Source organism: Streptomyces sp. SL06 (assembly GCF_058244745.1).
The window spans coordinates 1794979-1807888 of the sequence record NZ_JBSYOT010000002.1 but is presented as its reverse complement, the minus strand read 5'-3'; the positions used below and the strand labels follow the sequence as shown (position 1 = coordinate 1807888).

Below are 12910 nucleotides of genomic sequence, written 5' to 3'. Positions count from 1 at the left end.
TGACGCCGCTGACCGGTCAACTCACCCTCACCATGTGGACAGCACCCCCTGCCGGCGGCCCGCCCCGAGCCACCGGCGAACCCGTCCCCCCTGTTCAGCGGGACCCGGCCCCGGCCTCCGCCTCCTCCGTCACCGGCGCCTTCGCCCCGCCCAGCGCCGCCTCCGCGGCCGCGTACAGGTCGGCCGGACGCACCCCGTTCAGCGCCGTCACCAGATGACCGTCGGGGCGCACCAGCAGCACCGTGTGGGCCGCGGCACCCGGATAACTCTCCGCGACCAGCAACTCGGCGTGGTGGGGCAGCGCCGTCACCGCCGCCGCCAGCCGGGGCATGATCCCGGCGGTCACCCAGTGCTTGCGGTCCCACACCCCCGTACCCGGCGCGATCAGCACCACCAGCAGCGCCCCGCGCCCCAGCCGGTCGCGCAGCCGTACGCGGGCGCCGTCCTCCGCCGTGACCCGTACGTCGGTGACGGGTGCCCCGGGCGGTGTGCCGACGGCCACCTCGCCGGCGAGGTTCTCGGGGGCGAGGGGCGAGCCGGCGTACGTCCCCGGCGCGCCCAGCGCACCGCGCCCCAGGTGGCCGTCCGCGAGCAGCGCGTCATTGCCGCGGGCCGAGCCGGGGACGTACGAGCGCAGTCCGCCGCCGCCGCGCAGCAGTGGGAGCAGTTGGTCGGCGGCGCGCAGCCGTGCGGCGACCGCGGTGCGCCGCTCCTTGTGGTAGCTGTCGAGCAGTGCCTCGTGCGGCCCGTGATGCCAGGCCACGGCCAGCTTCCAGGCGAGGTTGCCGGCGTCGCGCAGCCCCTCGTCCAGGCCCTGCGTGCCCAGCGCGCCGAGCAGGTGGGCCGCGTCTCCGGCGAGGAAGACGCGGTCGACCCGCCAGCGACGGGCCAGCCGGTGGTGGACCGTGTGGACCCCGGTGTCGAGCAGTTCGTACGCCGGGGTCGGCCCGTCGGTCCAGCCGGTGAGGGTCTCGCGGACCCGGTTGACCAGCAGTTCGGGCGTGACCAGGTCCTTGCCGGGCGGCAGCAGCCAGTCCAGGCGCCACACGCCGTCCGGCAGGGGGCGGCCGACGATCTCGCCGGCCGCAGGGCCGGAGGTCCGCCAGGGCGGCATCCGGTGGAGCAGTGCCTCGTCGGTCCACGGGAGTTCGGTGCGCAGTGCGGCGACGGCGTAGCGTTCCACCGCGGTGCGGCCGGGGAAGCGGATGTCCTGGAGCTTGCGGACAGTCGAGCGGGGGCCGTCGCAGCCGACCAGGTAACTGCCGCGCCACCAGGTGCCGGCGGGGCCGCGGGTGTGCGCCGTGACGCCCGACGCCTCCTGTTCGATGCTGTCCAGACGGCTGTCCCAGGCGACCTTGACGAGTGGCTCCCGGGCGAGCGCGGTGCGCAGGACGCCGGTCAGATCGTGCTGGGTGATGTGCAGCGGCGCGGGATCGGCGTCGTCGAACCCGACCTCGCGTGTCACCTGCTTGCGCCGCATCGACCGCCATCCGGCCCAACGGCAGCCCGGCCCCGTCAGCGAAGTGCCGGTCAGCCGCTCGACGAGCGCGCAGAACGTCCTCGCGCAGGACGACGGTGCGCGCGGGACGCGGTTCGGTCCTGCCCGGCCCCTCGTCGAGGACGACGCAGGGCACCTCCTGCCGCGCCAGCGCCAGGGCGAGCGTGAGCCCGACGGGCCCCGCTCCGGTGATGATCACCGGGTCCACGGTGCGGCGCCCCCCGCCCGTGGCGGCGTCCCGGGAGACGTGGGTGAACAGGACGTTGGGGCAGGGTGCACGGTCACAGAACGTATGCAACCTACTGCCGGTGCCCGCGTCAAGCGACGGAGGCAGTGGCGATCATGCCACTGCCTCCGTGATGGTCATACGTATTGACGGGGCGTCAGGGGGTGACGCCTCCGGCGCCGGTCGCCGGGGTCCCCGGATTCCCGGCGTCGTCCGCCTTGAGCACCGCACCGGTCGACTTCTTGGCCCGCCGCAGCCGGCGCTCCAGCCAGCCCGCGAAGGTCGTGAGGGCGAAGTTGAGCGCGATGAAGAGAACCGCCACCACGGTGAAGCTGGCGATCGTATTGGCGCCGTAGTAGGCGCTCATCGTGTTGGCGGCGGCCAGGAGGTCGGGGAAGGTGAGGATCGCGCCGCCGAGGGCGGTGTCCTTGAGGATGACCACGAGCTGGCTGACGATGGCCGGCAGCATCGCGGTCACCGCCTGCGGCAGCAGGATCAGCCGCATGACCTGGCCCTTGCGCAGCCCGACCGCCATCGCGCCCTCGGCCTGGCCCTTGGGCAGCGACAGGATGCCGGACCGCACGATCTCGGCGAGGACGGAGGCGTTGTACAGCACCAGACCGGTGACGACCGCGTACAGCGGACGGTCGTCTGAGCTGACGTTGGTGTACTGGGAGTACAGCTCGTTGCCGAAGATCATCAGGACCAGCACGGGGATGGACCGGAAGAACTCGACGACGACCGCGGCCGGCACCCGGACCCAGACGTGGTCCGAGAGGCGGGCGATGCCGAGCACCGCGCCGAGCGGCAGTGCGATGATCACCGAGAGGAAGGCGGCCTTCAACGTGTTCTGCAGGCCCGGCCAGATGTACGTCGACCAGGGCTCGGAACTGGTGAAGAACATCTCCCACTTGGCCCACTCGAGCTGGCCCTTTTCGTCGAGGGTGCGAAACACCCACCACAGCAGGGCCGCGAGGGCGACCAGGAACACGGCCGTGAACAGGACGTTGCGCCGCTTGGCACGGGGGCCCTGGGCATCGTAGAGAAGGGAACTCATCGCTTCACCGCAACCTTCTTACCCACCCAGCCCAGGAGCAGGCCGGTCGGCAGCGTCAGGACCACGAAGCCGAAGGCGATGATCCCGGAGATCAGCAGCAACTGCGCCTCGTTCTCGACCATGTCCTTCATCAGCGTGGCGGCTTCGGCGACGCCGATGGCGGCGGCCACCGTGGTGTTCTTGATGAGTGCGATCAGTACGTTGGCCAGAGGTACGACCGAGGACCGGAACGCCTGCGGGAGCACCACCAGCCGGAGCACCTGGCTGAAGCTCAGTCCGATGGCCCGTGCCGCCTCCGCCTGGCCCACCGGCACCGTGTTGATGCCGGAGCGCAGCGCCTCGCACACGAAGGACGAGGTGTAGAGGATTAGGCTGAGGACGGCGAGCCGGAAGTTGATCGTGTCGAAGTTGCCCTCGGCGCCGAGGTAGACGCCCAGTGTCTGGCTCAGTCCCAGCGACGAGAACAGAATGATCACGGTCAGCGGAATGTTCCGCACGATGTTCACGTACGCGGTCCCGAAACCGCGCATCAACGGCACCGGCCCGACGCGCATGGCGGCGAGCAGAGTGCCCCAGATCAGGGAGCCGACGGCCGAGAGCACAGCAAGCTGCACCGTCTTCCAGAAGGCTCCCCACAGGTCGTAATCCTGAAGAAAGTCGAACACGATCTCCCGCGCTTCCGCGTGTAGGAATACCCGCCCCGGTGCGCCGCCCCTTCCGGAGGGCGGCGCACCCTGTCAGGCCCGGCCTCAGCTCTTGACGTCACCGATCTTCGGCGCCGGCTCGTTCTTGTAGTCGGCCGGTCCGAAGTTGTCCGTGACGGCCTTGTCCCAGGCCCCGTCCGAGACCATGGCCTCGAGCGCGTCGTTGATCTTGGCCTTGAGGTCGCTGCCCTTCTTCACGCCGATGCCGTAGTTCTCGTTGGTCATCTTGAAGCCGCCGAGCTTGAACTTGCCCTTGAACTGCGACTGGGAGGCGTAACCGGCGAGGATCGAGTCGTCCGTGGTCAGCGCGTCGATGGCGCCGTTCTGCAGACCGGTCAGACAGGCGGAGTACGTCGGGTAGTTCTGCAGCTGGGCCTTGGGCGCCAGATCCTTCTTGACGTTCTGGGCCGAGGTCGAACCGGTGACCGAGCACAGCTTCGCGTTGTTGAGGTCCTCCGGCGACTTGATCTTGTCGTCGTCGGCGCGCAGCAGCACGTCCTGGTGGGCGAGCAGGTACGGGCCGGCGAAGTCGACCTTCTCCTCGCGCTCCGGGGTGATCGAGTAGGTGGCGGCGATGAAGTCGACGTCACCGCGCTGGAGCATGGTCTCGCGGTCGGCGCTCTTCGACTCCTTCCACTCGATCTGGTCCTCGTCGTAGCCGAGCTTCTTGGCGACGTACGTGGCGACGTCCACGTCGAAGCCCTCGTAGCCCTGCGGGGTTTTCTGGCCGAGGCCCGGCTGGTCGAACTTGATACCGACGGTGATCTTCTTGCTGCCCCCGGAGGAGCCGCTGTCGCTGTCGTCGTCGCTGCCGCACGCGGTGGCGGTCAGAGCGAGGGCGAGAATGGTGGCCGAGGCGGCGGTGACCTTGCGGAGCTTCATGGTGAACATCCTTTGGCTGTGATCGAACTTCGATCGGACGATCAGAGGATCAGGCGATCGGACGCGGCCGTCGGGGCCGTCCGCCGGGGCGGACGAAGCCGTACGACGGGAGCGCGGGGAGAGACTCAGTGGTGCAGGATCTTCGACAGGAAGTCCTTGGCACGGTCGCTGCGCGGGTTGCTGAAGAACTGGTCCGGTGTGGCTTCCTCGACGATGCGGCCGTCCGCCATGAACACGACGCGGTTGGCTGCCGACCGGGCGAAGCCCATCTCGTGCGTGACCACGACCATGGTCATGCCGTCCTGTGCGAGCTGCTTCATGACCTCGAGCACCTCATTGATCATCTCGGGGTCGAGGGCCGAACGTCGGCTCGTCGAAGAGCATGACCTTCGGGTCCATGGCCAGCGCCCGCGCGATGGCGACACGCTGCTGCTGACCGCCGGAGAGCTGAGCGGGGTACTTGTCCGCCTGGGCGCCCACGCCGACCCGGTCGAGCAGGCTCCGGGCCTTCTCCTCGGCCTTCTTGGCGTCCACCTTGCGGACCTTGGTCTGGCCCAGGGTCACGTTCTCGAGCACCGTCTTGTGCGCGAAGAGATTGAAGGACTGGAAGACCATGCCGACATCGGCCCGCAGCCTGGCCAGCTCCCGGCCCTCCGCGGGGAGCGGCTTGCCGTCGATCGTGATCGTTCCTGAGTCGATGGTCTCCAGGCGGTTGATGGTGCGACACAGGGTGGACTTGCCGGACCCGGAGGGTCCGATGACCACGACGACTTCGCCGCGGGTGATGGTCAGGTCGATGTCCTGGAGCACGTGCAACGCGCCGAAGTGCTTGTTGACATTCTTCAGGACGACCAGTTCGCCGGTCGAGGCCTCGTCTTCCTTGGCCACCGATACTTCGGTCATCGCTCTCGGGCTCCGTCCTCCTCGGTTTCGCAGGACAGTAGTGACCCGGGACACGTGAGTCTCTACATCTGAGGGAGATCTGAGCATCACGATCCGATAGCAATCGGGTACGACTCGTAGCACTGGTGAACAGGGCGCATATCGGCCGGATAACTTCGAGCGGCCGCAACCGGAAGCCCCTTGACGCCGTCCCTCTCCATCGGCGTCACTGCACAGGGCGGCACGCGCGCGTGCGCCCGTCTTTCCTACCCGTCCCGAGCGTACGGCCGATGAACCGGAGGGAGCGCGGATGAGACTGCTGCTCGTCGAGGACGACAACCACGTGGCCGCCGCCCTGTCCGCGATCCTGGCCCGGCACGGCTTCAACGTCACCCACGCGCGCAGCGGCGAGGAGGCGCTCCAGGCACTCGTCCCCGAGGCCGACTCCTTCGGCGTCGTCCTGCTCGACCTCGGCCTGCCCGACCAGGACGGCTACGAGGTCTGCGGCAAGATCCGCAAGCGCACCAGCACCCCGGTCATCATGGTCACCGCCCGCGCCAACGTCCGCTCCCGCATCCACGGCCTCAACCTCGGCGCCGACGACTACGTGGTCAAGCCGTACGACACCGGGGAACTGCTCGCCCGGATCCACGCCGTCAGCCGGCGCACCACCCACGAGGACAACACGGGAAACACCGTGGTCGCGGTGGTCCTCGGAGCGGTCCGCATCGAACTGCCGACCCGCCAGGTGAGCGTGGACGGCACGGTCGTCCAGCTCACCCGCAAGGAGTTCGACCTGCTCGCCCTGCTCGCCCAGCGCCCCGGAGTGGTCTTCCGCCGGGAGCAGATCATCAGCGAGGTCTGGCGCACCAGCTGGGAGGGGACCGGGCGCACCCTCGAGGTGCACGTCGCCTCCCTGCGCTCCAAGCTGCGCATGCCGGCGCTCATCGAGACCGTCCGCGGCGTCGGCTACCGCCTCGTCGCCCCCACCGCGTAGCGGGGCCGGGTGCGCACACGCCTGCTTCCGCTGCTCATCGTCCTGATGGCGGCCGTACTGCTCGCGCTCGGCGTTCCGCTCGGCGTCAGCGTCGCACGGGCGGAGCAGCAGAAGGTCGTCATCGACCGCATCGACGACACCGCGCGCTTCGCCGCGCTCGCCCAGTTCGTCACCGAGGACATGTCGGGCGGTTCACGCCGCACGGGCACCGACGAGCGCCTGGAGACCCTGAAGACCGAACTCACCAGCTACTACGAGGTCTACGGCATCAAGGCGGGCGTCTTCTACCGCAACCACATCCCGATGGCCAACGCGCCGACGACCTGGTTCCTGCCCGGCACCGGCGAGGTGCGCGACTCCTTCGACGAGGCGCTGCTCAGCCGCCGCAGCCACGACCCGCAGCAGGTGTGGCCCTGGGAGGACGGCCGGCTCGTGGTCGCCTCGCCGGTCATCCGGGACGGGGACGTGGTCGCGGTCGTGGTCACCGACTCGCCCACCGACTCGATGCGGGAGCGCACCCTGCGCGGCTGGCTGTTCGTCGGCGCCGGAGAGGTCGCCGCGATGCTGCTCGCCGTGGGCGCCGCGCTCCGGCTGACCGGCTGGGTGCTGCGACCGGTGCGGGTCCTGGACACCACCACCCACGACATCGCCACCGGGCGGCTCAAGTCCCGGGTCGCGCCGTCCGGGGGACCGCCGGAGCTGAGACGCCTGGCCCGGTCGTTCAACGAGATGGCGGACCACGTGGAGGACGTGCTGGAACAGCAGCGCGCCTTCGTCGCCGACGCCTCCCACCAACTGCGCAACCCACTGGCCGCCCTGCTGCTGCGTATCGAGCTGCTCGCCCTGGAACTGCCCGAGGGCAACGAGGAGATCGCCTCCGTCCGGACCGAGGGCAAGCGGCTGGCCCAGGTCCTGGACGACCTGCTCGACCTGGCGCTGGCCGAGCACAGCCAGGCCGACCTGAAGGTCACCGACATCGGCGCGCTGGCCGCCGAGCGGCTGGCGGCCTGGTCACCGACGGCCGAGGCCAAGGGCGTACGGCTGGAGGGGGACTGCCCGCCGACCACCGGCTGGGCCGACCCGGTGACGCTCTCCAGCGCCCTGGACGCGGTCATCGACAACGCCGTGAAGTTCACGCCGGAGAACGAGACCGTCCGGGTCGAGGTCGCCTCGACCGGGGACGCCACCACCGTCGTCGTCACCGACGAGGGCCCCGGGCTCACCGACGAGGAACTCGCGCGCGTGGGTGACCGTTTCTGGCGCAGCGGCCGGCACCAGAACGTCAAGGGTTCGGGGCTCGGCCTGTCCATCTGCCGGGCGCTGCTCGCGGCGGGCGACGGCTCGATCGCCTTCGGCCACCACGAGCCGCACGGCCTGGAGGTGACGGTCACGGTGCCGAGGTCCCGGCCCGGGACGGACGCGGACAGCGGCGCGGAGCGGCCCTACGGCTTGACCGACCGGTAGTAGCGCCGGGCGCCCTCGTGCAGCGTCAGCGGGTCGGTGTAGATCGCGGTGCGCAGGTCCACCAACTGCGCGGAGTGGACGTGCGCCCCGATGCCGTCGCGGCTGTCGAGCACCGTCCGGGTCAGCCACTCGGTGAGCCGCGGGTCCACGTCCGCGCGGGTCACCAGCAGGTTGGACACCGCCATCGTGGGCACCACGGCGCCGTTCTGGACGGTGGGGTAGGCCGACTCCGGCATGTTCGTGGTGCGGTAGTAGCGGGTCGCGCCGCCGGCCTTGTGCAGCTTGGTGACGAGGTCGTCGCCGATCGGCACGAACCGGAAGGCGGACTTCTCCGCTATCCGCTTGAGCCCGTCCGTCGGCACCCCGCCCGACCAGAAGAACGCGTCGAGCCGGTCGCCCAGCCGGCCGGGGCCGGTGTCGATGCCGTCCGCGCTGGGCGTGATGTCCCGCTCCGGATCAATGCCCACGGCCTTCAGCAGCCGGGCGGCGATCAGCCGGACCCCCGAGTCCGGCAGCCCGATGGCCACCCGCTTGCCGCGCAGGTCGGCGACCGACTGGATGTCCGAGTCGCTCGGCACCACGAGCTGCACATAGTCGTCGTACAGGCGGGTGACACCGCGCAGTCCCTCCGCACCGGGGCCGCCGGCGAGCTTGTACGTCTCCACCGCGTCGGCCGCGGCGATCGTGAAGTCGGCCTTCCCGGACGCCACCCGCTCGACGTTCTCCTGCGAGCCCGCGCTCGTCATCAGCCGCACGTCCAGGTGCGGCATGTCCCTGCGCAGCGCGGTGCGCAGCAGTTCGCCGTACTTCTGGTAGACACCCGCGCGGGTGCCCGTGCTGAAGGTGATGGTCCCGCTCGGCGGCTCCTCGCCCAGCGGCAGCAGCCACCACAGGAGCAGCCCGAGCGCGACGGCACCGGCGACCGCGCCCCGGACGGCCCGGCGCCCGCCGACACGGGAGAGCAGTGTGGACATGGGCGCGATCCTGCCAGCCCGCAACCGCGCTGACCAGGGCCGCCCTCACACGGCGGGCCCGAAGGCACCCGGGGACGGCTGTCAGTGGGCCTCGCTAGAGTCGTCGGCATGAGTTCCTCGCCCGCCGAACTGGTCCACGCCTTCCACCTCGCCTTCGGGCTGGACGCCCGCAGCACTCCGACCGAGGTCGCGCCCGAGCTGGCCGCGCACCGGGGCGAGCTGCTCGCCGAGGAGGCCGCCGAGGTCGCCGAGGTGTCGGTGGGAGCCCCGCTCGACCGGCTCGCGCACGAACTGGCCGATGTGGTCTACGTCGCCTACGGCACGGCCCTCGTCCACGGCATCGACCTGGACGCGGTGATCGCCGAGATCCACCGCTCCAACATGACCAAGCTGGGCCCCGACGGCCGGGTCAGCCGCAGAGCCGACGGCAAGGTCCTCAAGGGCGAGCACTACGAGGCACCGGACGTGTCCGGCGTACTGCGCCGCCAGGGCTGGACACCGCGCACGCCGCAGGCCTCGGAGACCTCGGCGACGCCGGGCGGCTGAGGCGGGCGCGGGCCTCGCGGTGCCCACGCCACCGCTTCGGCGGGCGCCGCGTCGACCTCTCGTACGACGACCCCGGCACCTGTGTGCCGGGGTCGTGTCGGAGCCCGCGCCGGGGCCGGGCGGGGTCAGTCGCCGACCGACGCCTCAGCCTCGGCCTCCGCCGACCGGGGTGTCCCGTCGGGGTGGCCGCCCGAGCGGTCGGGGTTGTCGTGGCGGCGGAACAGACGGGACGCCAGCGGCTCGGTGAAGCGGGCGGTGAGCGGCCCGAGGACGACCAGGATGAGGACGTAGGCCGTGGCCAGCGGGCCCAGGGACGGCTCGATGCCGGCCGAGACCGCGAGGCCCGCGATGACGATCGAGAACTCGCCGCGCGCCACCAGTGCGCCGCCCGCTCGCCAGCGGCCCTTCACGGAGATCCCGGCACGCTTGGACGCCCAGTACCCGGTGGCGATCTTCGTCACGGCGGTGATCACGGCCAGCGCGAGGGCCGGCAGCAGGACCGGCGGAATGCTGGCCGGGTCGGTGTGCAGCCCGAAGAAGACGAAGAAGACCGCCGCGAACAGGTCCCGCAGCGGGCTCAGCAGCGTGTGCGCGCCCTCCGCGACCTCCCCGGACAGCGCGATGCCCACCAGGAAGGCGCCCACCGCGGCCGACACCTGGAGCTGTTGCGCGACGCCCGCGACCAGGATCGTCAGACCCAGCACCACCAGCAGCAGCTTCTCCGGGTCGTCGCTGGAGACGAACCGTGAGATCAGCCGGCCGTAGCGCACCGCCACGAACAGCACCAGGCCGGCCGCGGCCAGCGCCACCGCCAGCGTGATGCTGCCGGTCATCAGGCCGGCACCGGCGACGAGCGCCGTGACGATCGGCAGGTACACCGCCATCGCCAGGTCCTCGAGGACCAGCACGCTCAGGATCACCGGCGTCTCGCGGTTGCCGACCCGGCCCAGATCGCCCAGTACCTTGGCGATGACACCGGACGACGAGATCCATGTCACACCGGCGAGGACCACGGCGGCCACCGGACCCCAGCCCAGCAGCAGGGCGGCCACCGCGCCCGGCACGGCGTTGAGCGCGCAGTCGACGACACCCGCGGGGTAGTGGGACTTGAGGTTGGTGACGAGATCGCTGGCCGTGTACTCCAGGCCCAGCATGAGCAGCAGCAGGATGACGCCGATCTCGGCGCCGGTCGCGACGAACTCCTCGCTCGCGCCGAGCGGGAGCAGCCCGCCCTCGCCGAAGGCCAGGCCCGCCAGCAGGTACAGGGGGATGGGGGAGAGGCGGTAACGGCCGGCGAACCGGCCGAGGAGCCCGAGCCCCAGGATGATGGAACCGAACTCGATCAGTAGGACCGCGCCGTGCACAGACTCACTCCTGCCCGAGTATCGCCGCGGCGGCGTCGACGCCCTCACGGGTGCCGATGACGATCAAGGTGTCACCACCCACGAGCCGGAAGTCCGGCGCCGGCGACGGTATGGCCTCGGCCCGTCGCAGTACCGCCACGATCGACGCGCCGGTTTCGGTCCGCATCCGGGTGTCGCCCAGCAGCCGCCCGTTCCAGCGGGAGGTGGCGGTCACCTCGATCCGCTCGGCGACCAGTCCCAGATCCGTGGTGTAGAGCAGGTTGGCACTGTGGTGGGAGGGCTTGAGCGCGTCGATCAGCGCGCTCGCCTCCGGGCCTGCCAGCCGCAGCGAGTGGGCGCAGGAATCGGGGTCGTCGGTCCGGTATACGTTCACCGTGCGGGTGCCGTCGCGGTGCGCCACCACCGACAGGTGGCGGTGTTCGCGGGTCACCAGGTCGTACTGGACCCCGATACCCGGGAGCGGCGTCGCCCTCAGGCGTGGAGCTGACACGAGCTTTCCCCTCATTCGTCCTGCACATCTTGCTGCGCTTCCTGCACGTACGTCACGTGCGCGTGGCCTCGCCATGCTGCCATCCACGCGTACCGTGGCGATATGGGTGTCGTGACGGATATACGCGGCCGGTCGCGGGAGGCGAAACTGGACGCGGCAGTCTCGTGCGCGAAATCAGGGAGGAGCGGGAAGAGGACCGTGTCGCTTTTCTGGCGGATCTTCTCGCTCAACGCCACGGGCCTCGTCGTCGCCACCGCACTGCTGCTCGGACCCCTCACCGTGTCCACGCCGGTCCTGGCCGAAGAGGCGCTGGTCGTCCTGGCCGGCCTCGCGGCTCTGCTGGCCGGCAACGCGATCGTGCTGCGCATCGGCCTCAACCCGCTGCACCGGCTCGGCCGGGCCATGGCCACCGCCGACCTGCTGATGCCCGGTGCCCGCCCGACGGTCGCGGGACCGGCCGAGGCCGCGCAGCTGATCGCGACGTACAACACGATGCTGGACCGGCTCCAGGCCGAACGCGCCGCCGGCACCGGCCGGGCACTGCAGGCCCAGGAGCACGAACGCCACCGCATCGCCCGCGAACTCCACGACGAGGTCGGCCAGACCCTCACCGCTGTCCTCCTCCAGCTCAAGCGCGTCGCCGACCGGGTCCCCGCCGACCTGCGCGAGGAGGTGGCCCTGGCGCAGGAGGCCACCCGGGCCGGCCTGGACGAGATCCGCCGCATCGCCCGCCGGCTGCGCCCCGGCGTCCTGGAGGAACTCGGCCTCGCCAGCGCCCTGCGCTCGCTCGCCGCCGAGTTCACACACCATGGACTGACCGTCCACCACCACGTCCCCGGCGACCTCCCCCCGCTCTCCCCGGAGGCGGAACTCGTGATCTACCGGGTCGCCCAGGAGGGCCTGACCAACACCGCCCGCCACGCCGCCGCCGACCGTGCCGCGCTCCGCCTCCAGCCGCTGCCCGACGACGGTGTGGAACTGCTCGTACGCGACAACGGCACCGGCCTCGGCACGGCACCCGAGGGCGCCGGCATGCACGGCATGCGCGAGCGGGCCCTGCTGATAGGAGCCGAGATCCACTTCGAACCCGCCCCCGGAAAGGGCACCGACGTACGCCTGCGCGTCCCGGCACCGCCCGGCGACCGAACCGGAGAGCGCCCCTGATGTCCGCACGGCCCCCGATCCGCGTCCTGCTCGCCGACGACCACACCCTCGTGCGCCGCGGCGTACGCCTCATCCTCGACGGCGAACCGGACCTGACCGTGGTCGCCGAGGCCGGTGACGGCGCCGAGGCCGTCGCCGCGGCACGGGCCACCGAGGTCGACCTGGCCGTCCTGGACGTCGCCATGCCCCGCATGACCGGCCTCCAGGCGGCCCGCGAACTCTCCCGCCGCCTGCCCGAGCTGCGCATCCTCATCCTGACCATGTACGACAACGAGCAGTACTTCTTCGAGGCCCTCAAGGCCGGTGCCTGCGGATATGTCCTCAAGTCCGTCGCCGACCGCGACCTGGTCGAGGCCTGCCGGGCCGCCGTGCGCGACGAGCCGTTCATATACCCCGGCGCCGAACGGGCCCTCGTCCGCTCCTACCTGGAGCGCATGCACCGGGGCGGCGGACTGCCCGAGCGGCCCATCACCGAGCGCGAGGAGGAGATCCTCAAGCTCGTCGCCGAGGGCCACACCTCCAAGGAGATCGGCGAACTGCTCTTCATCAGCGCCAAGACCGTCGAACGCCACCGCGCCAACCTTCTGCAGAAGCTGGGCGTGCGCGATCGTCTGGAACTCACCCGGTACGCGATCCGCGCGGGCCTCATCGAGCCCTGACCC

General features: G+C 70.9%; 11 protein-coding genes and 2 pseudogenes. 5 read left to right on the top strand and 8 right to left on the bottom strand.

The genetic code is table 11. The features are described from left to right. Window positions 1-94 precede the first annotated feature (94 nt). The 5 genes and pseudogenes from AC4IHM_RS08070 to AC4IHM_RS08050 form a co-directional block, all read right to left on the bottom strand. Window positions 95-1706, bottom strand: a pseudogene (locus tag AC4IHM_RS08070) (FAD-dependent monooxygenase). 175 nt (window positions 1707-1881) lie between these two features. Next, window positions 1882-2781 (bottom strand): amino acid ABC transporter permease, encoded by a 900-nt coding sequence (locus tag AC4IHM_RS08065; RefSeq protein ID WP_490866404.1) that lies wholly within the window; start codon window positions 2779-2781, stop codon window positions 1882-1884. Then, window positions 2778-3446, bottom strand: coding sequence for an amino acid ABC transporter permease (locus AC4IHM_RS08060; protein ID WP_490866403.1), 669 nt, complete (start codon window positions 3444-3446; stop codon window positions 2778-2780). Before AC4IHM_RS08060 ends, AC4IHM_RS08065 begins: the two co-directional genes overlap by 4 nt. Before the next feature lie 84 nt (window positions 3447-3530). Further along, a complete protein-coding gene (locus tag AC4IHM_RS08055) occupies window positions 3531-4367 on the bottom strand; it encodes a glutamate ABC transporter substrate-binding protein (RefSeq protein WP_490866402.1) in 837 nt (278 codons plus the stop codon). A 125-nt stretch (window positions 4368-4492) separates the two neighbouring features. Beyond that, window positions 4493-5270, bottom strand: a pseudogene (locus tag AC4IHM_RS08050) (amino acid ABC transporter ATP-binding protein). Window positions 5271-5559: 289 nt separating this feature from the next. On the opposite strand from AC4IHM_RS08050, the gene AC4IHM_RS08045 reads away from it, so the two are divergent. Then, window positions 5560-6246 (top strand): response regulator transcription factor, encoded by a 687-nt coding sequence (locus tag AC4IHM_RS08045; protein ID WP_490866401.1) that lies wholly within the window; start codon window positions 5560-5562, stop codon window positions 6244-6246. Window positions 6247-6255: 9 nt separating this feature from the next. Continuing rightward, window positions 6256-7710: a HAMP domain-containing sensor histidine kinase gene (locus tag AC4IHM_RS08040; RefSeq protein ID WP_490866400.1), complete on the top strand. Its 1455-nt coding sequence runs from the start codon at window positions 6256-6258 to the stop codon at window positions 7708-7710. Here the strand turns inward: AC4IHM_RS08040 and AC4IHM_RS08035 are convergent. After that, on the bottom strand, window positions 7689-8684 hold the full coding sequence (locus AC4IHM_RS08035; RefSeq protein ID WP_490866399.1) for a TAXI family TRAP transporter solute-binding subunit: 996 nt from the start codon (window positions 8682-8684) through the stop codon (window positions 7689-7691). The genes AC4IHM_RS08040 and AC4IHM_RS08035 overlap by 22 nt on opposite strands. A gap of 108 nt (window positions 8685-8792) precedes the next feature. On the opposite strand from AC4IHM_RS08035, the gene AC4IHM_RS08030 reads away from it, so the two are divergent. Next, the gene (locus tag AC4IHM_RS08030) at window positions 8793-9230 is read left to right on the top strand and encodes a pyrophosphohydrolase domain-containing protein (RefSeq protein ID WP_490866398.1); all 438 of its coding nucleotides are present in this window, start codon (window positions 8793-8795) and stop codon (window positions 9228-9230) included. Between the two features lie 125 nt (window positions 9231-9355). On the opposite strand, the gene AC4IHM_RS08025 is transcribed toward AC4IHM_RS08030, so the two are convergent. Continuing rightward, window positions 9356-10594 carry a cation:proton antiporter gene (locus tag AC4IHM_RS08025; RefSeq protein WP_490866397.1) on the bottom strand — a complete coding sequence of 413 codons (1239 nt, stop codon included), beginning with the start codon at window positions 10592-10594 and terminating at the stop codon, window positions 9356-9358. Between the two features lie 4 nt (window positions 10595-10598). Next, on the bottom strand, window positions 10599-11084 hold the full coding sequence (locus tag AC4IHM_RS08020) for a cation:proton antiporter regulatory subunit (RefSeq protein WP_490866396.1): 486 nt from the start codon (window positions 11082-11084) through the stop codon (window positions 10599-10601). 102 nt (window positions 11085-11186) lie between these two features. Here AC4IHM_RS08020 and AC4IHM_RS08015 point away from each other — a divergent pair, with 102 nt between their 5' ends. Then, the gene (locus AC4IHM_RS08015) at window positions 11187-12248 is read left to right on the top strand and encodes a sensor histidine kinase (protein WP_490866395.1); all 1062 of its coding nucleotides are present in this window, start codon (window positions 11187-11189) and stop codon (window positions 12246-12248) included. Continuing rightward, on the top strand, window positions 12248-12907 hold the full coding sequence (locus AC4IHM_RS08010) for a response regulator transcription factor (RefSeq protein WP_311574098.1): 660 nt from the start codon (window positions 12248-12250) through the stop codon (window positions 12905-12907). Before AC4IHM_RS08015 ends, AC4IHM_RS08010 begins: the two co-directional genes overlap by 1 nt. The last annotated feature ends 3 nt before the right edge of the window (window positions 12908-12910 follow it).

Excerpts from the sequence above, each read along its gene's own strand:
- AC4IHM_RS08055 (WP_490866402.1), bottom strand. The coding sequence starts at position 4,367 with ATGAAGCTCCGCAAGGTCACCGCCGCCTCGGCCACCATTCTCGCCCTC.
- AC4IHM_RS08035 (WP_490866399.1), bottom strand. The coding sequence starts at position 8,684 with ATGTCCACACTGCTCTCCCGTGTCGGCGGGCGCCGGGCCGTCCGGGGC.
- AC4IHM_RS08030 (WP_490866398.1), top strand. The coding sequence starts at position 8,793 with ATGAGTTCCTCGCCCGCCGAACTGGTCCACGCCTTCCACCTCGCCTTC.
- AC4IHM_RS08045 (WP_490866401.1), top strand. The coding sequence starts at position 5,560 with ATGAGACTGCTGCTCGTCGAGGACGACAACCACGTGGCCGCCGCCCTG.
- AC4IHM_RS08065 (WP_490866404.1), bottom strand. The coding sequence starts at position 2,781 with ATGAGTTCCCTTCTCTACGATGCCCAGGGCCCCCGTGCCAAGCGGCGC.
- AC4IHM_RS08015 (WP_490866395.1), top strand. The coding sequence starts at position 11,187 with ATGGGTGTCGTGACGGATATACGCGGCCGGTCGCGGGAGGCGAAACTG.
- AC4IHM_RS08010 (WP_311574098.1), top strand. The coding sequence starts at position 12,248 with ATGTCCGCACGGCCCCCGATCCGCGTCCTGCTCGCCGACGACCACACC.